This window comes from Cryobacterium shii (assembly GCF_004402595.1).
Classification (GTDB): domain Bacteria; phylum Actinomycetota; class Actinomycetes; order Actinomycetales; family Microbacteriaceae; genus Cryobacterium; species Cryobacterium shii.
Window position 1 is genome coordinate 1 of record NZ_SOFY01000028.1, and the last position, 21,243, is coordinate 21,243.

Annotated in this window: 21 protein-coding genes; 9 read left to right on the forward strand and 12 right to left on the reverse strand. The window is 68.3% G+C overall.

Annotated features, from left to right (window positions below):
* Nucleotides 1-324: 324 nt before the first annotated feature.
* The 10 genes from E3O49_RS06220 to E3O49_RS06265 all read right to left on the reverse strand — a co-directional run bounded on the left by E3O49_RS06220 (nt 325) and on the right by E3O49_RS06265 (nt 10,700).
* Complete coding sequence (locus tag E3O49_RS06220; protein ID WP_134365557.1) at nt 325-597, reverse strand: PTS sugar transporter subunit IIB; 273 nt, start codon at nt 595-597, stop codon at nt 325-327.
* Nucleotides 594-1,058 (reverse strand): PTS sugar transporter subunit IIA, encoded by a 465-nt coding sequence (locus tag E3O49_RS06225; RefSeq protein WP_134365556.1) that lies wholly within the window; start codon nt 1,056-1,058, stop codon nt 594-596. The genes E3O49_RS06220 and E3O49_RS06225 overlap by 4 nt, the downstream gene beginning before the upstream one ends.
* A gap of 37 nt (nt 1,059-1,095) precedes the next feature.
* Nucleotides 1,096-2,190 carry an adenosine deaminase gene (locus E3O49_RS06230; protein ID WP_134402349.1) on the reverse strand — a complete coding sequence of 365 codons (1,095 nt, stop codon included), beginning with the start codon at nt 2,188-2,190 and terminating at the stop codon, nt 1,096-1,098.
* Nucleotides 2,191-2,290: 100 nt separating this feature from the next.
* Nucleotides 2,291-3,604, reverse strand: coding sequence for a thymidine phosphorylase (locus E3O49_RS06235; protein WP_134365555.1), 1,314 nt, complete (start codon nt 3,602-3,604; stop codon nt 2,291-2,293).
* A 2-nt stretch (nt 3,605-3,606) separates the two neighbouring features.
* Entirely contained in the window at nt 3,607-4,044 is a 438-nt protein-coding gene (locus E3O49_RS06240) for a cytidine deaminase (RefSeq protein WP_134402347.1), read from the reverse strand.
* Nucleotides 4,041-5,336 (reverse strand): ABC transporter permease, encoded by a 1,296-nt coding sequence (locus E3O49_RS06245; RefSeq protein WP_134365553.1) that lies wholly within the window; start codon nt 5,334-5,336, stop codon nt 4,041-4,043. Before E3O49_RS06245 ends, E3O49_RS06240 begins: the two co-directional genes overlap by 4 nt.
* Nucleotides 5,333-6,592: an ABC transporter permease gene (locus E3O49_RS06250; protein ID WP_370261440.1), complete on the reverse strand. Its 1,260-nt coding sequence runs from the start codon at nt 6,590-6,592 to the stop codon at nt 5,333-5,335. The genes E3O49_RS06245 and E3O49_RS06250 overlap by 4 nt, the downstream gene beginning before the upstream one ends.
* Complete coding sequence (locus E3O49_RS06255; protein WP_134365552.1) at nt 6,589-8,109, reverse strand: ABC transporter ATP-binding protein; 1,521 nt, start codon at nt 8,107-8,109, stop codon at nt 6,589-6,591. The genes E3O49_RS06250 and E3O49_RS06255 overlap by 4 nt, the downstream gene beginning before the upstream one ends.
* A 188-nt stretch (nt 8,110-8,297) precedes the next feature.
* Nucleotides 8,298-9,401: a BMP family lipoprotein gene (locus tag E3O49_RS06260; RefSeq protein WP_134365551.1), complete on the reverse strand. Its 1,104-nt coding sequence runs from the start codon at nt 9,399-9,401 to the stop codon at nt 8,298-8,300.
* Nucleotides 9,402-9,578: 177 nt separating this feature from the next.
* On the reverse strand, nt 9,579-10,700 hold the full coding sequence (locus E3O49_RS06265) for a mannose-1-phosphate guanylyltransferase (RefSeq protein ID WP_134365550.1): 1,122 nt from the start codon (nt 10,698-10,700) through the stop codon (nt 9,579-9,581).
* A gap of 78 nt (nt 10,701-10,778) precedes the next feature.
* On the opposite strand from E3O49_RS06265, the gene E3O49_RS06270 reads away from it, so the two are divergent.
* From E3O49_RS06270 to E3O49_RS06310, 9 genes are all read left to right on the forward strand, one after another.
* Nucleotides 10,779-11,933 (forward strand): glycosyltransferase family 4 protein, encoded by a 1,155-nt coding sequence (locus E3O49_RS06270; RefSeq protein WP_134365549.1) that lies wholly within the window; start codon nt 10,779-10,781, stop codon nt 11,931-11,933.
* 113 nt (nt 11,934-12,046) lie between these two features.
* Nucleotides 12,047-12,460: a succinate dehydrogenase, cytochrome b556 subunit gene (gene sdhC / locus E3O49_RS06275; RefSeq protein ID WP_134365548.1), complete on the forward strand. Its 414-nt coding sequence runs from the start codon at nt 12,047-12,049 to the stop codon at nt 12,458-12,460.
* A 13-nt stretch (nt 12,461-12,473) separates the two neighbouring features.
* On the forward strand, nt 12,474-12,926 hold the full coding sequence (locus E3O49_RS06280) for a succinate dehydrogenase hydrophobic membrane anchor subunit (RefSeq protein ID WP_134365547.1): 453 nt from the start codon (nt 12,474-12,476) through the stop codon (nt 12,924-12,926).
* 17 nt (nt 12,927-12,943) lie between these two features.
* Nucleotides 12,944-14,758 carry a succinate dehydrogenase flavoprotein subunit gene (sdhA, locus tag E3O49_RS06285; protein WP_134365546.1) on the forward strand — a complete coding sequence of 605 codons (1,815 nt, stop codon included), beginning with the start codon at nt 12,944-12,946 and terminating at the stop codon, nt 14,756-14,758.
* A gap of 1 nt (nt 14,759) precedes the next feature.
* On the forward strand, nt 14,760-15,527 hold the full coding sequence (locus E3O49_RS06290) for a succinate dehydrogenase iron-sulfur subunit (protein WP_174235684.1): 768 nt from the start codon (nt 14,760-14,762) through the stop codon (nt 15,525-15,527).
* A 101-nt stretch (nt 15,528-15,628) separates the two neighbouring features.
* A complete protein-coding gene (locus E3O49_RS06295; protein WP_134365545.1) occupies nt 15,629-16,729 on the forward strand; it encodes a YihY/virulence factor BrkB family protein in 1,101 nt (366 codons plus the stop codon).
* Nucleotides 16,730-16,738: 9 nt separating this feature from the next.
* A complete protein-coding gene (locus E3O49_RS06300; RefSeq protein ID WP_134365544.1) occupies nt 16,739-17,665 on the forward strand; it encodes an exodeoxyribonuclease III in 927 nt (308 codons plus the stop codon).
* Nucleotides 17,666-17,762: 97 nt separating this feature from the next.
* A complete protein-coding gene (gene trpS / locus E3O49_RS06305) occupies nt 17,763-18,767 on the forward strand; it encodes a tryptophan--tRNA ligase (RefSeq protein ID WP_134365543.1) in 1,005 nt (334 codons plus the stop codon).
* Nucleotides 18,768-18,769: 2 nt separating this feature from the next.
* Nucleotides 18,770-19,336 (forward strand): GNAT family N-acetyltransferase, encoded by a 567-nt coding sequence (locus E3O49_RS06310; RefSeq protein WP_160141035.1) that lies wholly within the window; start codon nt 18,770-18,772, stop codon nt 19,334-19,336.
* Nucleotides 19,337-19,617: 281 nt separating this feature from the next.
* Here the strand turns inward: E3O49_RS06310 and E3O49_RS06315 are convergent, their stop codons facing one another.
* Both E3O49_RS06315 and E3O49_RS06320 read right to left on the reverse strand, forming a co-directional pair.
* The gene (locus tag E3O49_RS06315; RefSeq protein WP_134365541.1) at nt 19,618-20,508 is read right to left on the reverse strand and encodes an endonuclease domain-containing protein; all 891 of its coding nucleotides are present in this window, start codon (nt 20,506-20,508) and stop codon (nt 19,618-19,620) included.
* A gap of 260 nt (nt 20,509-20,768) precedes the next feature.
* The coding region (locus E3O49_RS06320; protein WP_241975762.1) for an FGGY-family carbohydrate kinase at nt 20,769-21,243 on the reverse strand (475 nt) is incomplete at its 5' end.

Sequence of the window (21,243 nt, forward strand, 5' to 3'; positions counted from 1 at the left end):
CGCAGGACCCGCGCGGCGCGCCCGGGACGGGACCGCGGCGCACCCGAGCGACCCGCGCGGCGTGCCCGAGCGGGACGGGACCGCGGCGGGCCCGGGACGAGACCGCGCGTGCTCGCCGAACCGTGAGCAACGCCCCTGAAACATGAGTTTTGGGGAGGAGTACTCACGGCTCGGCGGAGGTGGGCAGTGGGCCGGAGCCCACACGAGCCCGAGGGAAGCGCCGGGAATGGGAAGGACCGGGAAGGGGAGGGGGACGGACCGGGACGGGACGGGACGGGACGGGACGGACCGGGAGGGGGACGGACCGGGAAAGGGACGGGGGGATTAGCCCAGGGCGACTTCGAGCTTCGCGGTGAGCTCGTCCACGTCGAAGTAGTTGTCGATCACGACGATGTCGGCGTTGGTCTTGCCGATCGCGGCGACCAGCTCGGACGACGTCAGGATGACCTGCGCGTCGGCCCCGATGGTGCTGACGCCGGCGATGTCCGTGGCCGTCACGTCGGCCTCGATGTCGAGGCGCTTGAGCGCCCGCTCGGCATTGACCTTGAGGATGGCGGAGGTGCCGACCCCCACCCCGCAGAGGGCGACGATCTTCATGAGGACTCCTCGATGGCCGCGCTCACGCCGAGGAGCGAACGGATGGTGTCGACATCCGTTGCCGCAGCCAGCGCGGGGATGACGGCCGGGTCGTTGAACACATTGGCCAGTTCGGCGACGAGCAGCACGTGCTCGTCGGAGCTGGTGACGGCCAGCCCGAGCACGACACTGACCGGGTCGTTGTGCGGATGCCCGAACGGGACCGGTTCGGCCAGCGTGACGATGCTGAGACCCTCCGAGTGCACGTCGGGGCCGGGCCGGGCGTGCGCGAGCGCGAGCCCGGGGGCGATGACCACGTAGGCGCCGAACTCGTCGATGACGGCGATCATGCGCCGGGTGTATTCGGGTCCGGTGGAGCCGGAGCGTTCGAGGGCGTCGCCGGCGGCGGTGACCGCTGCGCGCCAGTCGCTGACGTGCACGCCGATCGCGATGGCTTCGAGGGGCAGTGGGGGCAGTGGCATGGGAGCTTTCACGGGTTCAGAGCTGTTTCCAGGGTGGTCAGACGGTCGCGAAGCCGGCGACGATCGCGTCCGCCAGGTCTTCCCGTTCGTCCAGGGGCAGGAACGAGGCCTGGACCGCGTTCAACTGGAACACCTCGAGGTCGTCTTCGTCGTAGCCGAAGGCGTCGCTGAGCAGGGCCAGTTCCTTGGTGAGGCTGGTGTTGCTCATCAGGCGGTTGTCGGTGTTGACCGTGACTCGGAAGCCCAGCTGGTACAGCAGGTCGAACGGGTGGTCAAGCAGGTCGTCGCCCCAGGCGGCGATGGCGCCGGTCTGCAGGTTGGACGACGGGCTGAGCTCGAGCGCGATCTCACGGTCGCGCACCCACTGGGCGACCGGTCCGAGCGTGACGTAGGTGTTCTCCTCGTCTTCGCGGCCGATCTCGATGTCCTCGGCCAGGCGCACGCCGTGACCCAGGCGCAAGGCGCGGCCGTCGAACAGGGCCCCACGGATGCTCTCCAGGCCGTCGGCCTCGCCCGCATGCACGGTGACGGGCATGAACGCCTTGGCGAGGAAGTCGAATGCGTCCCTGTGGTTGTGGGCCGGGAAGCCCAGCTCGGCCCCGGCGATGTCGAAACCGACGACGCCGTTGCCGCGGTGCCTCACGGCGAGCTCCGCGATTTCGAGGCCGCGGTCGGCGTGGCGCATGGCGGTGATCAGCTGGCCGACGCGGATGCGGGACCCGGCCTGGGCGACCAGGGCGATGCCGGCCTCCAGGCCTTCCTGAACCGCCTCGACGGTCTGGTCGAGGGTGAGGCCGCGGGTGAGGTGCTGCTCCGGGGCCCAGCGGATCTCCCCGTAGATGACGCCGTCGGCGGCGAGGTCTTCGACGAATTCACGGGCGACGCGCACCAGGCCCTCCCGGGTCTGCATGACCCCGGTGGTGACGTCGAAGGTCTTCAGGTACTCGACCAGGGAGCCGGAATCGGCCTGGTCGGCGAACCAGGTGCCGAGCGCGGCGGCATCCGTCGTCGGCAGTGCGAACCCGATCGGTTCGGCCAGTTCGATGATGGTCTGGGGGCGCAGTCCGCCGTCGAGGTGGTCGTGCAGCGAGATCTTGGGCAGGGCGTTGATGCTCGTGCCGGCACCGGGCATCAGGTAGTCCTCAGGGCTCTTGTTCACCCCCCTAATCTACCCGGGCGGGGTCCGGGAGTCTTCCTGTTTTCCAGAACCCGCCCGAACCGGCAGCGTCTTGTCAGCGGCCGATGCGCTCGGCGATCAGCGGGCCGCCGTCGAGCACGGGCTCGCCGGGGTCGCCGATCCGGTAAGCGCCGGCCACGGCCTCCAGGGCTCGGGCGAAGCGCTCGGGCTCGTCGGCGCTGAGGGTGAACAGCGGCTGACCGGCGTGCACGGTGTCGCCCGGCTTGGCGTGCAGGTCGATGCCGGCCGCGTGCTGCACGGGGTCCTGTTTGCGGGCGCGGCCCGCGCCGAGCCGCCAGGCGCCGATGCCGAACGGCAGCGCCTGCTGCTCGACCAGCACGCCGTCGCGGTCGGCGGTGACGACGTGGGTTTCGCGGGCCACCGGCAGCGCCGCATCCGGGTCGCCGCCCTGCGCCCGGATCACCTCGCGCCACTTGTCCATGGCGCGTCCGTCGGTGAGCGCTGCGGCCACGTCGACGCCGGTGATGCCGGCGAGGTCGAGCATCTCCGTCGCCAGGGCGATGGTCAGCTCGACCACGTCGGCCGGGCCGCCGCCGGCGAGCACCTCCACGGATTCCCGCACCTCGTTGGCGTTGCCGATCGCGAACCCGAGGGGCACGTTCATGTTGGTGAGCAGGGCGGATGTCGCCACTCCCGCGTCCTCGCCGAGGGCCACCATGGTGCGGGCCAGCTCACGGGAGCGGTCGATGTCCTTCAGAAAGGCGCCCGAGCCGAACTTCACGTCCAGCACGAGGGCGCTGGTGCCCTCCGCGATCTTCTTGGACATGATCGAGGACGCGATCAGCGGAATCGCCTCGACCGTGCCGGTGATGTCGCGCAGGGCGTAGAGCTTGCCGTCGGCCGGGGCCAGCCCGCGGCCGGCGGCGCAGATGACCCCGCCGGTGTCGCGCAACTGCCGGAACATCTCGTCGTTGGTGAGGTTGGCGCGCCAGCCTGGGATCGACTCGAGCTTGTCCAGGGTGCCGCCGGTGTGGCCGAGGCCGCGGCCGGAGAGCTGCGGCACGGCCGCGCCGAAGACCGCCACGAGGGGCATCAGCGGCAGGGTGATCTTGTCGCCGACCCCGCCGGTGGAGTGCTTGTCGGTGGTGGGCTTGCCGAGGCCGGCGAAGCTCATCCGTTCGCCGCTGTTGATCATGGCCATCGTGAGGTCCTTGATCTCGCGGCGGTCCATGCCGTTGAGGAAGATCGCCATGGTCATGGCGGCCATCTGCTCGTCGCCGACGTAGCCGCGGGTGTACGCGTCGATCAGCCAGTTGATCTGCTCGGTGCGGAGTGCGCCCCGGTCGCGCTTGGTGTGGATCAGGTCCACGGCGTCGAAGGCTTCGATCCGGTTCGGGCTGGTGCTCACGGTTACTCTTCCTGGTATTCGGCGAGCTGCCTCGGCCCGAAGGCGTCCGGCAGCACTTCATCGATGGTGCGCAGACCCGACACGGTCTCGAGCAGCATGCCCGGCGCGGAGTGTTCGTACAACAGTTGGCGGCAGCGGCCGCAGGGCATCAGCGTGCGGCCGTTGCCGTCCACGCAGGTGAACGCGACCAGCCGGCCGCCGCCGGTCAGGTGCAGCACGGAGACGAGGGCGCACTCGGCGCAGAGGGTGAGGCCGTAGGAGGCGTTCTCCACGTTGCATCCGCTGATCACCCGCCCGTCAGAGACGAGCGCCGCGGCGCCGACCGGAAACTTGGAGTACGGCACGTAGGCCTTGCCCATGGCGTTCGTCGCCGCCTCGCGCAGCGTCGCCCAGTCGATGTCGCCCGCCAGGGGCAGCGCGTCGGCGCCCACCCCGGTCATGATTTGATGTAGGGCTTGCCGGATGCCGCGGGACCCCTCGACGTGCCGACGAAACCGGCCACGGCGAAGATGGTGACCAGGTACGGCAGCATCAGCATGAACTCGCTCGGCACCGGGGAACCGATGATGCTGAGCACGTTCTGCAGGTTGCTGGCGAAGCCGAACAGGAGGGCGGCCAGGGTGGCCCGGATCGGGTCCCAGCGGCCGAAGATCACGGCGGCGAGGGCGATGAATCCGGCTCCGGCCGTCATCTCCTTGCCGAACGCCCCGACCGAGCCGAGCGTGAAGTACGCCCCGCCGAGGCCGACGATGGCCCCCGCGAGCGACACGTTCCAGAAGCGGGTGCGGGCCACGTTGATGCCCACGGTGTCGGCCGCCTGCGGGTGCTCGCCGACGCTGCGGAGGCGCAGTCCCCACTTGGTGTGGAAGATGCCGTAGTACACCACGGCGACGGCCACGTACATGATGTAGACGATCAGCGTCTGGCGGAAGAGCACCGGGCCGATGATCGGGATCTCGCTGAGCAGCGGGATGTTGATGCGCTCGAACCGGGGCGGCTGGTTCAGGGTGGCCGCGTTGGGCGCCATCACCTGCGAGTAGAGGAAGCCGGTGAGACCGATCACGAGCACGTTCAGCACGACACCGACGATGACCTGGTCGACGAAGTATTTGATCGAGAATGAGGCGAGCACCATGGAGACGAGCACGCCGGCGAACATCGCCGCGACCAGCCCGAGGAGGGGCTGATTGGTCAGGGAGGCGACCAGCGCGGAGGTGAACGCGCCCGCGAGCAGCTGGCCCTCGATGGCGATGTTGACCACGCCGACGCGTTCGGAGATGACGCCGCCGAGGGCGCCGAAGATGAGCGGCACGGCGAGGCTGATCGCGCCGAAGAGCAGGCCCGGCACCGGGATGGTCTTGTCCGCCGCGGCCCAGGAGAGGAAGCCGATCAGGACCAGAACCGCGAAGACGGCGATCAACCAGATCGGAACCCTGGCCCTCGACCGCACCAGCCAGGCACTGATCACGGTGATCAGGAGCAGCAGGACGCTGATCACGATGCCGGTCAGCTGGGTGGGCAGTTCCACCTCGGGCAGCTGGATCAGGTCGCTGGTCGTGGACAGGCGGAACGTGCTGATGCCGGTTCGGCCGAAGACGACCAGGAGCAGGAACGACAGCACGGTGAAGATGGACAGGGCGATCGGTGCCTTCCAGCTCCGCACGACCTCGAAGTCTGCGTCCTGGGGGGCGGCGGGCTGAATGGGCTGGACGGCCGGGGTTGCGATGCTCATTTCGCGGCCACCTCCTGGGTCACGTTGGGGAGTGCACGGCGGGTGGTGCCCGCTGCGGGCAGGCGGAAGATGGCCCGCACGAGCGGCGGGGCCGCGATGAACAGCACGATCAGGGATTGCACGACCAGCACGATGTCGATCGGCACCCCCTCCGCCGCCTGCATCGAGAAGCCTCCGGCCTTGAACGCGCCGAAGAGGATGCCGGCGGCGAAGACGCCCCACGGCTTCGAGCGGCCGAGCAGCGCGACGGTGATCGCGTCGAAGCCGATGCCGGAGTCGAGGCCGGCGCCGAAGCCGCTGGTCGTGGTGCCCAGCACCTGGTTGATGCCGGCCAGGCCGATCAGCCCGCCGGAGAGCAGCATCGCGTAGACGTAGATCCGCTTGACGCTGATGCCCGCGACGCGGGCCGCGTGCGGGTTCAGCCCGACCGCCCGGAACTGGAAGCCCAGGTTGGACCGGGACAGCAGCCACCAGGTGAAGATGGTGGCGACGATGGCCAGGATGAAGCCGAAGTGCAGGCTGTAGGTCGGGCCCAGCAGGTCGGGGAAGACCGCCGTGGCCTGGGTCGCGGGGCTTTTCGGGTTGTTCGACCCGGGGGTCTTCAGGAAGCCGTCGCGCAGCAGGTAGCTGACCAGATAGAACGCCACATAGTTGAGCATGATGGTGGTGATCACCTCGTGGGCCCCCGTGCGGGCCTTCAGCAGCCCGACGATCCCGCCCCAGAGCGCACCGCCGAGGATGCCGGCGACGAGCGCCGCCACCATGTGCAGGCCGTAGGGCAGGTCAACCGCGAAGCCGACCCAGCCGCCGAGGGCGGCCGCGATCAGCATCTGGCCGCGTCCGCCGATGTTGAACATGCCGACCCGGAAGCCGAGCGCGACACCCAGGCCGGCCATGATCAGCGGGGTTGCGAAGGTGAGGGTCTCGGTCAGCGGCTTGATTCCCGCGGCGAAACTCGGCCGGCGGAAGTTGTAGACCGAACCCTGGAACAGGGCGGAGTAGGCGCCCGCCACCGCGTTCCAGATCGCACCGAGCAGGTCGGTCGGCCGGGAGAAGAAGTAGCCGGACGCGGCCTGCACGTCTTTGTTGGTGAAGGCGATCATCACGGCGCCCACGAGCAGGGCCAGCACAACGGCGAGCACCGAGATGATGGCGTTGCCGGTGGTGATCTCGCGGAACGCCCGGTCCCAGCGGGACTGCTCGGGCGGGCGTGTCTTCGTCACGGCTTCGGTCGGGTGACCCTGTGTCGCGCTCACGCGGCAGCTCCTTCTCCGGCAGGCGCTTCGCCGGCCATCATCAAACCAAGAACGGCGCGCGGGGTGTCGCCGGGAACGATGCCGATGATGCGCCCGCGGTACATGACCAGGATCCGGTCCGCGAGGGCGGCGACCTCGTCGAGTTCGGTCGAGATGACGATCACGGGCGTGCCGGCATCCCGGGTCGCGACGATGCGTTCGTGCACGAACTCCACGGAGCCGACGTCGAGCCCGCGGGTGGGCTGGGCGGCGACGAAGAGGCGCAGGTCGCGGCTGAGTTCGCGGGCGAGCACGACCTTCTGCTGGTTGCCGCCGGACAGCCGACCGACGGGTGTCTCGATCCCCTGGGAGCGCACGTCGAACTCCTTGACCTTGGCCCGGGCGAAGTCGGCGAGGGCGGAGCGCTGCACGTTCCACCGTTTCACGAACGGCTTCGCGTTCGAGCGGTCGAGCATCAGGTTCTCGGCGATGGTGAACTCGCCGACCAGGCCGTCCTCGTTGCGGTCCTCCGGCACGAAGCCGACTCCGGCGTCGAGCACCTGGCGCACCGAGTGCCCGCGCAAGGACTTGCCGTCGAGGGTGATCTCCCCCGAGACCCGCTGCTGCAGGCCCATCAGGGCCTCGGTGAGTTCGGTCTGGCCGTTTCCCTGCACCCCGGCGATAGCGAGGATCTCGCCCTTGTGCACGTCGAAGCTGACGTTGTTGACCAGGATCTGGCCGTGCGGATCGAGCACGGTGAGGTTCTTCACCGAGAGGGCGGCTTCACCGGGCACGGCCGGGCCCTTGTCGACGGTGAGGTCGACCGCGCGGCCGACCATCAGGGAGGCCAGCTCCACGTTCGTCGCGGTCGGCGAGGCCTCACCGACGACCTTGCCCAGGCGGATGACCGTGATGCGGTCCGCGACCTCGCGCACCTCGCGCAGCTTGTGGGTGATGAAGACGATGGACGTTCCGTTGGCTTTGAGCTGGCGCATGATGGCCATCAGCTCGTCCGTCTCCTGGGGCGTGAGCACGGCGGTGGGCTCGTCGAAGACGAGCACCTTCGCGTCGCGGGACAGCGCCTTGATGATCTCGACCCGCTGCTGCACGCCGACGGGGAGATTCTCGACGAGGGCGTCGGGGTCGACGTCGAAGCCGAACCGGTCGGAGATCTCGCGCACGTGCGTGCGGGCCGCGGCCAGGTCGAGGCGTCCGCCGGCCCGGGTCTCCTCGTGGCCGAGCATGACGTTCTCGGCGACCGTGAAGACGGGGATCAGCATGAAGTGCTGGTGCACCATGCCGATCCCGGCAGCCATCGCGTCGCCGGGTCCGGCGAAGTGCTGCGGTTTGTCATCGAGCAGGATCTCGCCCTCCTCGGCCCGGTACAGGCCGTAGAGCACGTTCATCAGGGTCGATTTACCTGCGCCGTTTTCGCCGAGCAGCGCATGGATTTCTCCGGCCTCGACGGTGAGGTCAATGTGGTCATTCGCAACCAGGGCACCGAATTTCTTCGTAATGCCTCGAAGTTCGAGCTTCATGTGGTCGATTCTATTCAGTAGCGAACGAAAGTTGTCGCGCTTGCTCATATGTTGCAGGTCGTGCGGGACTTCGCTCATCTGTGGGTGTTCTGCTCGTCCGCAGCGCGGCAGCAGCCGCGGCCTAACGCAGCCGGGGAGGCCTGCACTGATGCAGACCTCCCCGGGTCACTCTCGGTACGCCGCGCCGCCTACTTGGGCGTGGCGGGCGACTCCACCTTGAGCTTGCCGCTGATGATGTCGGCCTTGATGGCGTCGATCTCGGTCACCAGGGCCGGGTCGACCTTGGATTCCCAGTCGTGCAGCGGGGCGATGTCCACGCCCTTGTTCTTCAGCGTTCCGACGTAGGGGTCAGCTGAGAACTCGCCGTTGCCGTCGTCGACGATGATCTTCTTGGTGGCATCCGTCATCTGCTTGAGCACCGAGGTGAGGTACAGCGACGCGAACTCGGGAGTCGTCTCGAACAGGTCGCTGTCGACGCCGATGATGGCGACGTCCTTGCCGGAGTCCTGGATGGCCTGCGCGGTGCCCTGGAAGAGCGGGCCGGCGACGGGGAGGATGATGTCGGCGTTCTGGTCGATGAAGCCCGCGCTCAGCGTCTTGCCGGCGCTGATGTCATCGAAGCTTCCGGCGAAGGTGCCGGCCTGGGCGGCCTTGTCCCAGCCGAGGACCTTGACGTCCGTGCTCTTCTGGGTGTTGTAGTAGGCGACGCCGTCGACGAAGCCGTCCATGAAGATGGTGACGGACGGGAACTGCAGTCCGCCGTACGTGGCGACCGTTCCGGTCTTGGTGGTGCCGGCCGCGAGGTAGCCCGCGAGGAACGCGGCCTGGGCGGTGTCGTAGAGGACCGGCTTGACGTTGTCGAGCATCAGCGGGCTGAAGTCGTCGTTGGTGAGCGCGGAGTCGATCAGCGCGAAGTGGGTGTCCGGGGCGGCCTTGGCCGCGTCGCGGGTGGCGTTCGCCAGGGCGAACCCGACGGTGAGCACGAAGTCGCAGCCCTGGTCGACCATGCTGCTGACGTTCGGGCCGTACTGGTCCTCCGACTTGGACTCGGCCTGCTGGAACTTGACACCCAGTTCGTCCGCGGCCTGGGTCATGCCCTCGAAGCTGGACTGGTTGAACGACTTGTCGTCGAACCCGCCGAAGTCGGAGACGATGCAGGGAAGATAATCGGACTTCGCGGCGCCGTCGCTCGAATTGTCATTGGTCGGAGCCGGGGCACAGGCTGCGAGCAGGGCCACCACGCCGAGCGTGGCAAGTCCGCTGAAAACGGCCTTACGTTTCGTGATTGTCAAGATGACCTCCAATGATCGCCCGGCGCGGGTCCGCAGGGGGCTGTATTGGACTACACGTTACCGAATGTTTCACTGCTCAAAGGAGCAAACTCAGACAGTGGCCGAATGGTTATGAACCCTGGGCCCAGCCCGGTCGAAATCAGCCCCGATCGGGGGTGAAAGCGCGAGCAGTGTCGGTCAGAGCACGTCGCTGCTACCGGAGAGCTTCAGCGCGTCGACCACGGCCTTGACCTTCTGGGCGTTGGCGCTGGTGGTGACCAGGAGGGCGTCAGGGGTGTCGATCACGACGATGTCCTCCACCCCGATCAGGGCGATCATGCGGCCGGTGTGGCTGACCACGATGCCGCTGGACGAGTCGGCGAGCACGCGCGCGCCCTCACCGAGGATGGCGAGGTCGCGCTTGCGCCCATTCGCGTGGATCTTGGCGATCGACGCGAAGTCCCCCACGTCGTCCCAGTCGAACTGGCCCGGGATGACGGCGAGCTTGCCGCGGGCCGCGACCGGCTCCGCCACCGTGTAGTCGATCGCGATCTTCTTCAGGCGCGGCCAGATCCGGTCGACGACGGCGCCGCGGCGCGGGGTGTCCCAGGCGTCGGCGAGTTCCAGCAGGCCGGCGAGCAGCTCAGGCTCGGCCGCCCCGATCTCCTCGAGCAGCCGGTCGGCCCGGGCGATGAACATGCCCGCGTTCCAGAGGTAGTGGCCGTCTGCCAGGTATTCCCTGGCGGTGTCGAGGTCAGGCTTCTCCACGAAGGAGTCGACCGACAGCGCGCTGGCGGCCTTCTCGATCTGCAGCGCGCCGGCCGTCTTGATGTAGCCGAAACCGATGGCCGGTTCGGTGGGACGGATGCCGATGGTGACGATGTAGCCGGCGTCGGCGGCGGCCACCGCCTCCACCACGGCCTGGCGAAAGTGGAACGGGCTCTTGATCACGTGGTCGGCGGCGAAGGAGCCGATGATCACGCCGGGTTCGCGTTTCTCGAGGATGGCGGCCGCCAGCCCGATCGCCGCGGTGGATTCCCGCGGTTCGCTCTCGAGCACCACGTTGTGGTCGGCCAGCTCGGGCAGCTGCGCCTCGACGGCGGCGCGGTGCGCGCGCCCGGTCACGACCATGATGCGCTGGTCGCCCGACAGCGGGGCGAGTCGGTCCCAGGTGTCGCGCAGCAGGGTCTGGCCGGAACCGGTCAGGTCGTGCAGGAACTTCGGCGCGTCAGCGCGCGAGAGCGGCCACAGCCGCGATCCGATCCCGCCGGCGGGGATCACGCTGTAGAAGCGGCCGAGGGCATCCGTGGAGTCTGACATTGGGCCAGACTACCGTCTGGGCACCACTGTTAAGGGTGCGTTCACCGGCCCGACCGGGTGAGTCCCTACGCTCGCGGCATGCGGGTCGCACTCATCACCGAAAGCTTTCTGCCCACCGTCAGCGGCGTCACCACGAGCGTCTGCCAGGTGCTCGATCACCTGGCGCGCTCCGGCCACGAGGCCATGGTGATCGCGCCCACCGGGGCCCCGGCCGCCTACGCGGGGTTCCCCGTGCACAGCGTGCCGGCGGCGCGGTACCGGCAGTTCCCGGTGGGCATGCCGAGCCCCCAGGTGCACCGGCTGCTGGCCGACTTCGCCCCCGACGTGCTGCACGCGGCCTCACCGTTCCTGCTCGGCGCCCAGGGGATCGCGGCGGCGAACCGCCTGGACATCCCGAGCGTCGCCGTTTTCCAGACGGATGTCGCCGGTTACGCCCGCCGCAACGGCCTCGGCCCGGCCGCCGCCGCGGCCTGGCGCTTCGTCAGGTGGGTGCACGAGGGCGCCGACCTCACCCTGGTCCCGTCGACGGCGTCGATGCTGGACCTGCGCCGCATCGGCCTGCGCCGGCTGGACCGCTGGACCCGCGGCGTGGATCTGGCCGGCTACCACCCCAACCGGCGCACCGACCCGGCCGTCGCCGCGCTGCGGCAGCGGCTTGCCCCGAACGGGGAACTCGTCGTCGGCTACGTCGGCCGGATGGCGCCGGAGAAGCAGGTGGAGCGGTTCCGGGCGCTGCGGGGCGTGCCGGGCATCCGTCTCGCCCTCGTCGGCGACGGGCCCTCGGTGCCCGCCATCGAACGCGCCCTCGCCGGGATGCCGGTCAGCTGGCTCGGCCGACTGGACGGGGCGGCGCTGGGCCGCGCCTACGCCGCCTTCGACCTGTTCCTGCACGCCGGCACCGAGGAGACCTTCGGCCAGACCCTGCAGGAGGCGCACGCGGCCGGGCTCCCGGTCGTCGCCCCGCGCGCGGGCGGCCCGATCGACCTGGTCGCGCACGGGGAGAACGGCCTCCTCTTCGCCCCGGACGACGAATCGGACCTGCGCCGGTGCGTCACCCTGCTGACCCGGGACCCGGCCCTGCGGCTGCGGATGGGCGAGGCGGGACGGCGGAGCGTGCTCGGCCGGTCCTGGCAGAACGTCTGCGACCAGCTGCTCGGACACTACGAAACGGTGATCGACGACCGGGCCGCCGTGCGCGCAACGGTTGCGGTTCCGCTATCAATGCAGCGCTAGCGGGCCGAGAGCGTTTTATCTCGGCGCAGAGAGACTTAGGATAGTCACACGTGCGCACAGCGCATTGTCGGCCTGATTCGTCGAGGCCGCTACTCAGCCAGGGAGGGTTGGTCATGCCAGAGCAGGCAGCGACACTGACATCCCAGCAGAAGACGACATCGCGTCGCCCCGCCGGCACCCTGTATCGGGGCCGCGAGGGTATGTGGTCGTGGGTCCTGCACCGGATTACCGGTGTTGCGATCTTCTTCTTCTTGCTGGTTCACATCTTGGACACCGCGCTGGTGCGCGTGAGCCCTGAGGCGTACAACGCGGTCATCAGCAGCTACCAGACACCGATCATGGGCCTCGGTGAAGTCGCGCTGGTCGCGGCCATCGTCTTCCACGCGTTCAACGGCCTGCGGATCATCCTGATCGACTTCTGGAACGCCAAGTACCAGAAGGTCATGTTCTATGTCGTGATCGCGCTCTGGATCATCACCATGCTCGGCTTCGCGCCGCGCCACCTGATCAACGTGTTCAGCGAATAGGACGGGGAGACTCATGACAACCACAATCGAAGCTCCCCGCAGCCCCTACGCCCGTTCACCGCGCAAGCGCGGCGTGAACTGGGAAAAATGGGGCTGGATTTACATGCGCGTCTCCGGCGTCGTGCTGGTCGTGCTCATCTTCGGCCACCTCTTCGTCAACCTCATGGTCGGTGAGGGCGTCAGCGCCCTCAACTTCGCGTTCGTCGCGGGCAAGCTCACCACCCCGTTCTGGGCCGTGTGGGACATCATCATGCTCTGGCTCGCCCTGATCCACGGCGGCAACGGCATGCGCACCATCGTCAACGACTACGCCACGCAGCGGCTCACCCGCGGCATCCTGAAGTCCGCCATCCTGGCCGCCGTCGTGATCCTGATCACCCTCGGCACGCTCGTGGTCTTCACCTTCGATCCCTGCCCGGCCGGTTCACCCGCCGACCTTCTGCCTTCGTTCTGCTCGGCCATCTAGGAGCTGCAAACACCCAAATGACTACGGATGCTGTAACCGCGCCCACTGAGTCCACCATCGTGGACGGCGTGCACTACCACCAGTTCGACATCGTGATCGTGGGAGCGGGCGGTGCCGGCATGCGTGCCGCCATCGAAGCCGGCTCCGGCGCGAACACCGCGGTGATCTCCAAGCTCTACCCGACGCGCTCGCACACCGGTGCAGCGCAGGGCGGGATGGCCGCGGCCCTCGCCAACGTCGAGGAAGACAACTGGGAGTGGCACACCTTCGACACCGTCAAGGGCGGCGACTACCTTGTCGACCAGGACGCGGCCGAGATCCTCGCCAAGGAAGCCATCGACGCGGTCATCGACCTCGAGAACATGGGCCTGCCCTTCAACCGCACGCCGGAGGGCAAGATCGACCAGCGCCGGTTCGGCGGCCACACCAGCGACCACGGCAAGGCCCCGGTTCGCCGGGCCTGCTACGCCGCCGACCGCACCGGCCACATGATCCTCCAGACGCTGTACCAGAACTGCGTCAAGCGCGGCATCAACTTCTTCAACGAGTTCTACGTGCTCGACCTGGTCATGACACCGGTCGACGGCGTCGACCAGCCGTCCGCGGTCGTCGCGTACGACCTCTCCACCGGCGAGCTGCACGTCTTCCAGGCGAAGGCGTTCATCTTCGCCACCGGCGGTTTCGGCAAGATCTACAAGACCACGTCCAACGCGCACACCCTCACCGGTGACGGCGTCGGCATCGTCTGGCGCAAGGGCCTGCCGCTCGAGGACATGGAGTTCTTCCAGTTCCACCCGACTGGCCTGGCCGGGCTGGGCATCCTGCTCACGGAGGGTGCGCGCGGCGAGGGAGCAATCCTGCGCAACGCGGCCGGTGAACGGTTCATGGAACGCTACGCCCCCACGATCAAGGACCTCGCGCCGCGCGACATCATCGCCCGCTGCATGGTCAAGGAGGTCGCGGAAGGCCGCGGCGCCGGTCCGAACAAGGACTATCTGTACCTCGACTGCACCCACCTCGGCGCCGAGGTGCTCGAGACCAAACTGCCCGACATCACCGAGTTCGCCCGCACCTACCTCGGCGTCGACCCGGTCACCGAGCCGGTTCCGGTGATGCCCACCGCGCACTATGCGATGGGCGGCATCCCGACCAATGTGAACGCGGAAGTGCTGCGCAACAACACCACCGTCGTTCCCGGCCTGTATGCCGCCGGCGAATGCGCCTGCGTGTCCGTGCACGGCTCCAACCGTCTCGGCACCAACTCGCTGCTCGACATCAACGTTTTCGGCAAGCGCGCCGGCAACAACGCCGTCGCGTACGTCAAGACCGTCGACTTCACCCCGCTGCCCGCGAACGCCGCGACGTTCGTGAAGGACCTGCTCGAGGGCATCCGCACCTCGACCGGAACCGAGCGCATCGCCGTGCTCCGCAAGGAACTGCAGGAGATGATGGACGCCAAGGCGCAGGTGTTCCGCACCGACGAGTCGCTCAAGGAAGTCACCGACACCATCCACACCCTGCGCGAGCGCTACAAGAACATCGGCGTGCAGGACAAGGGCCGCCGGTTCAACACCGACCTGCTCGAGGCCGTCGAACTCGGCTTCCTGCTCGACCTGGCCGAGGTCGTCGTGTTCTCCGCCCGCAACCGCAAGGAAAGCCGCGGCGGCCACATGCGCGACGACTTCCCCCTGCGCGACGACGAGAACTACCTGGTTCACACCATGGCCTACCTGACCGGAGACCCGCACTCCGCCGACGCGGCCGACCACATTGCGCTGGACTGGAAGCCGGTCACCATCACGCGCTACCAGCCGATGGAAAGGAAGTACTGAGTTGAGTACCGCAACCGTGAGCGCTTCGACCACCCCCGTGGTGCCGGAGGCGATCGAGTCCTTCACCGTCACGCTGATCATCCGCCGGTACAACCCCGAGGTAGACGCCGAACCGCACTGGGACGACTTCGACGTGCAGATGTACCCGACGGACCGGGTGCTGGACGCCCTGCACAAGATCAAGTGGGAACAGGACGGCAGCCTGAGCTTCCGCCGCTCGTGCGCGCACGGCATCTGCGGCTCGGATGCGATGCGGATCAACGGCCGCAACCGCCTCGCCTGCAAGACGCTGATCAAGGACCTCGACATCACGAAGCCCGTCTACGTGGAGGCGATCAAGGGTCTGCCGCTCGAGAAGGACCTGATCGTCGACATGGAGCCGTTCTTCGAATCGTTCCGCGCCGTGCAGCCCTTCCTAGTGGCCAACAACGCCCCCACCGACGGCAAGGAGCGCCTGCAGACGGTCGCCCAGCGCGAACGCTTCGATGACACCACCAAGTGCATCCTCTGCGCCGCGTGCACGTCGAGCTGCCCGGTGTTCTGGACGGACGGCCAGTACTTCGGCCCGGCCGCGATCGTGAACGCGCACCGTTTCATCTTCGACTCGCGCGATGACAATGCGGCCGTTCGCCTCGACATCCTCAACGACAAGGAAGGCGTGTGGCGCTGCCGCACCACCTTCAACTGCACCGAGGCCTGCCCGCGCGGAATCCAGGTCACCCAGGCCATTTCCGAGGTCAAGCAGGCCATGCTGCGAGGAACGAAGTAACCGAACGGGTTCCAAAAGGCCGGCCTCCCCACGATCATTCGTCGTGGGGAGGCCGGCCTTTTCGCGTTCCGGGCCGCACGGCCGCCGCCTAGGCTGAACAAGTGAAAACTCCCGCCGCCATCGACCGCACGAAGACCCTGATCAACCGGGTCATGCGCTCGCGCCCCGTGCGGGTGTACACCCGGTTCGGGGACAGCGGGGGGCCCATCCTCGCCGGCGGCATGTCCTACCAGGCCATCTTCGCGACGTTCGCGGCGCTGTGGCTTGTCTTCTCCATCGCCGGGCTGTGGATCACGTCGAACCCCGACCTCGAGCTGACGCTCTACTCCTTCATCAACCAGTCCGTTCCCGGGCTGATCGGCAAGGACGGCGTGATCGACCCCACCGACCTGGCCAATGCCCGGGTCTTCGGCTGGTCCGGCGTGCTCGCCCTGGTCGGCCTGCTCGCGACCGTGCTCGGCTGGCTCTCGACGACGGCGCAGGCGGTGCGCACCATTTTCCGGATGCCGCCCGACAAGACCTTCGTCCTCTGGGTGAAGTTGCGGGAGCTGGGCCTCGGCCTGCTGTTCGCGGTGGTGCTCGTGGTCTCGGCGCTGATCTCCATCGCGAGCACCGAGGCGCTCGGGGCGCTGTTCGGGCTGGTCGGCGTCTCCCGGGATTCGTTCTGGTTCAACGCGGCCGCCCGCTCGGTCGGGCTACTCCTCGTGCTCGTGATCGACACCATCACCCTCGCCGCACTGTTCCGGGTGCTGTCCCGGCTGCGGATCCCCTTCCGCCAGCTCATCACCGGCTCCCTCCTGGGCGCCGCGGGCCTGGGCGTGCTCAAGATCCTCGGCAGCACGCTGCTCGCCGGCGCCGGCCGCAACCCGCTGCTCGCCACATTCGCCGTGATCATCGGGCTCCTGATCTGGTTCAACCTGACCAGCACGCTGACGCTGCTCTCGGCATCCTGGATCGCCGTCGGGATGGATGACGCCGGACTCTCGCCACGTCGGATCAGCGCGGACGAGGTTGCCGCGGAGAAGCTCCGGCAGGAAGAGGAGGCGCTCCGGGTGGTCGTGCTGGCCGAGCTCCGGGAGGCCCGGAATGCACACGACGTCGCGACCTGGCCCAGCCGCCTGCTCACCGCGCGCCGCCTGCGCGCCGCCGAGAAGCGAGCCGCAGAGATCGCTGCCGGCGACCCCGGTCCAGAGCCAAAGTAGAATCGGGGGATGCCTTCCGCTTCGACCGCCGCTTCCGACCCTGCCACTTCCGACCCTGCTTCGTCCGCCGCGTCCGCGGCTTCCGCGGCTTCCGTTGCTGCCGACCCGACGCGCCTCCGCATCGCCAGCGTCAACGTGAACGGCGTGCGCGCCGCCTACCGCAAGGGGATGGGCGACTGGCTGGCCGAGCGGGACGTGGACATCCTCGCCCTCCAGGAGGTTCGCGCGTCGACCGAGGACCTCGAGGGGCTGCTCGGCCCGGAGTGGAACATCCTGCACGACGCGGCGACCGCGAAGGGCCGGGCTGGGGTGGCCCTGGCCAGCCGTTCCTCGGCCACCATCCACCGAGTCGAACTCGGCGCCACGGAGTTCGACAGCGCGGGCCGCTGGCTCGAGGCCGACTACCTGGTCAACGGCAAGGTGGTCACCGTGGTGAGCACGTACGTGCACTCGGGCGAGGTCGCCACCCCGAAACAGGTCGAGAAGTTCAAGTTCCTCGACGCCATGCTCGCCCGGCTGCCGGAACTGGCCGCTCACAGTGAACGGGCCGTCGTGCTCGGCGACCTGAACGTGGGCCACCGCAAGCTCGACATCAAGAACTGGCGCGGCAACGTCAAGCGGGCCGGCTTCCTGCCGGAGGAACGCGCCTACTTCGACCGCATCGTCGGCGCCGAAGACGCACCCGACTACAACGCCGGGGCCGGCCTCGGCTGGGTCGACGTGGGACGCAAATGGGCCGGCGACGTGGACGGACCATTCACCTGGTGGTCCTGGCGCGGCCAGGCGTTCGACAATGACACCGGCTGGCGGATCGACTACCAGCTGGCCACGCCGGCGCTGGCGGCATCCGTCACCGACTATGCCGTCGACCGGGCGGCGGCCTACGACCAGCGCTGGTCCGACCACACCCCCGTAGTCGTCGACTACTCCCTCTGATTCCCCTCTCCCTCTAATTTCTCTCTCCCTTTGGTTTCCCTCCCTCTCGCGCCGCCGGTCCTGACGGCGGCCACACGCTATGAAAAGATCTGATCACATGACCAAACCCCGCCTGTACTCCGGCATGCAACCGTCCGCCGACTCGCTCCAGATCGGCAACTACATCGGCGCGCTGCTGAACTGGAAGTCCCTGCAGGAGACCCACGAGGCGTACTTCTCGATCGTGGACCTGCACGCCCTCACCGTGGCGCAGGACCCCGCGAAGCTGCGGGAGAACACCCGGCGCACGGCCGCGCAGTACATCGCCAGCGGCATCGACCCGTCGGCGTCGACGTTGTACGTGCAGTCGCATGTGGCCGCGCACGCCCAGCTGGCCTGGGTGTTGAACACGATCACCGGTTTCGGCGAGGCCAGCCGGATGACCCAGTTCAAGGACAAGTCCGCCAAGCAGGGCTCTGACGGCACCACGGTCGGACTGTTCGCCTACCCGATCTTGATGGCCGCGGACATCCTGCTCTACGACACGGTCGTCGTGCCGGTCGGCGAAGACCAGCGCCAGCACGTCGAACTCACCCGCGACATCGCGGCACGGTTCAACTCGCGCTTCGGGGACACCTTCGTGATTCCGGAGGCGGACATCGTCAAGGAGACCGCCAAGATCTACGACCTGCAGAACCCCACCTCGAAGATGTCCAAGTCGGCCGAGTCCCACGCCGGGGTGATCTGGTTGCTCGACGCGCCGGCGGTGACGGCGAAGAAGATCATGCGCGCGGTGACGGATGCCGATGGCGGCGTGGTCTTCGACCGCGAGAACAAGCCGGGTGTGTCCAACCTGCTGACGATCTACTCGGTGCTGGCGGAGCGGTCCGTGCAGTCGATCGAGGACGAGTACGCCGGCCGCGGCTACGGGGACCTGAAGAAGGGGCTCGCCGAGGTGGTCACCGGCACCTTCGGCCCGATCCGCTCGCGGGTGCTTGAGCTCCTCGACGACCCGGCCGAATTGGACCGCCTCCTCGCGCTGAACGCCGACCGCGCCGCCGGGGTCGCCAACGCCACGCTGGCGCGCGCCTTCGACCGCGTCGGCCTGCTTCCCCGCCGCTAGCCGTGGAACCGGTCGACCTGTCCTCACCGCTGCTGCGGCTGGACCAGCCCACCCCCGCGGACGCCGAGACGATCTTCGCGTACTGCCAGGATCCCCTCTTCGAGAAGTACCTCACCGTGCCGTGGCCGTACACCCGGGCGCACGCGGACTCCTTCATTGCGGAGTACGTGCCCGGCGGCTGGGCCTCCGACCTCGAGTACACCTGGGCCGTGCGGGCCGCCGATGCGCCCGAACTACTGGGCGTGATCGGCTTCCGCGTGCCGGACGCGTCACTCGGCTACTGGCTCGGGGCCCCGCACCGGGGGCGCGGCCTCATCCCCGAGGCGCAGCGCCTCGTCATCGACTGGGTCTTCGCCAACGGCATCGTCTCCACGGTTAACTGGCAGTGCCTGGTCGGGAACATGCCGTCCTCGCGCACCGCCTGGCGGGCCGGGTTCACGTTCACGGGAGAGGCCCCCGCCGTGCAGGTGCACCGCGACGGCACGTACCCGCCGGCCTGGCACGGGCGCCTGCGCGCCACCGACGACCGGGCGCCGAAGCCCGGCTGGCCGGCCGGCGTCGCCGGCTAGCGGGTGTCCGCTCCCGCCGCGCCTGCCGCGTCTGCCGCGTCTGCGGTCGCCCCGGCGGTACGGCTTGACCGGCCTGGCGAATGCGTCCAGCTGGGCGTCCCTTCAGGGCATGCGTGGGGCTAACTCAGGACAACCGTCATTTTCTGGCTCTTCGGCCCCGGAATCTCACGGGCCGCTCGCAGCTTTTCGGCGAATCTCCTGAGTTAGCCACAGGCGTTGGGCGCGAACGGGGCCGGCTGTCTGGAACTCGACGCCCGGCCGCAAACCCGTAAACGTACTGGTCAGACGATGAACGTGCGGAAGTGGCCGGTGGCCGAGAGGAGTCCGGTGATCGCGGCGACGATTCGTTCCGGGTGGTGGACGATGTCGCGGTAAAGCACCCGCAGGCTCAGGTAGCCCAGCGCCGCGAGGACACGGTCCCTGGACCGGTCGCGGACGTGTGCCTCCCACCCGTCATGGTGCTGCCTGCTGTCGGCCTCCACCACGATCCGCCCCTCCACGACCATGTCGACCCTGCCGACGCCCGAGATCTCCACCTGGATGTCGAAGTCGAATCCGGCCTCCCTGACGACGAAGCGCAGCAGCGTCTCCTGCCCGGATTCGCTGCGCGCGTCGATCAGCGGTCGCAGATACTGAAGGTCGCCAGGCAGTGCGGCGAAAATGGCGGTCACGTCCTGGGACGTAGTCTGCCTCTGATGCAAGGCGTTGTCGAGTGAAGCGATCGCGGATCGTGGCTGTTGGCACCGAAAAATTTGAACCAGCGAATCGGTCAACGCCACGCTGAACTCAGTGCCCGCGGTCGGAGCGAGCAGCCCACCCCAGTGAAGTTCCACGCCGTCGCGGTTGTCGGCGGTCAGCTGCTGCAAACGGTCGTGCGGAGCCCGCAACCGTGAGGCGTTTGCATCGAGGTGGATATGCGCGAAGGTGCTGTCCAGCGCGAAAATCCCGGCATGTGCCGCGGCGGAGACGCAGGCCAGTCGCCCGCCGAGCCTCACCGCCTCCAGAATGTGCGCATCCGTACCTGGAAGCGCATAGTGGCCCCGGCGAGCTCTCACCAGGAAGCCGTTCTCGACGGCGCCCCGCAGCACGCGCCAGTTGGCGCCGGCGGCGTTCAGCGCTCCGGTTTCGGCGATCTGCAGGTTATTGACGCGAAAGTAGTCGGCCCAGGTCATGACCAGCAGTGTGGGCAGCCTCCGGGGTCTTCCGCCGGATCACAGGAGACCGGGGGGAAAGTCCCGGGTTCCAGCTCTGGGGAGAACTCATGGTTCCCTGCCGTCCCGTGGCTAATTCAGGAGGATCGGCCGGACGGAGTCATGCCGCCGCACCGCTCCGCAGCCCGGTATCGCCGGGGCGACGCTTTTCCTGAGTTGGCCACCGAGGTGGGGGAAGTGAGGATTGGGGTGGCGGATGCCGAAACTCGGCGGGCGGGGCGCTAGACGACGTCGGCGTCTACCCAGTCGAGGGACTTGGTGATGGCCTTCTTCCAGTTGCGCAGCAGGCGGTCGCGCTCGGCGACGTCCATCCTCGGCTCCCAGCGGGCGTCTTCCTGCCAGTTGGCGCGCAACTCGCCGAGGTCGTTCCAGAAGCCGACCGCCAGCCCGGCCGCGTACGCGGCGCCGAGGGCGGTCGTCTCGGCCACGACCGGACGCACGACGGACACGCCCAGGATGTCGGCCTGGAACTGCATCAGCAGGTCGTTGGCGGAGGCGCCGCCGTCGACCTTGAGCTCGGTCAGCGGCACTCCGGAATCGGCGTTGACCGCGTCCAGCACCTCGCGGCTCTGGTACGCGATCGACTCGAGGGCGGCCCGCGCGATGTGGCCCTTGTTCACGTACCGGGTCAGTCCGACCAGTGCGCCGCGGGCATCCGCACGCCAGTACGGCGCGAACAGGCCGGAGAAGGCGGGA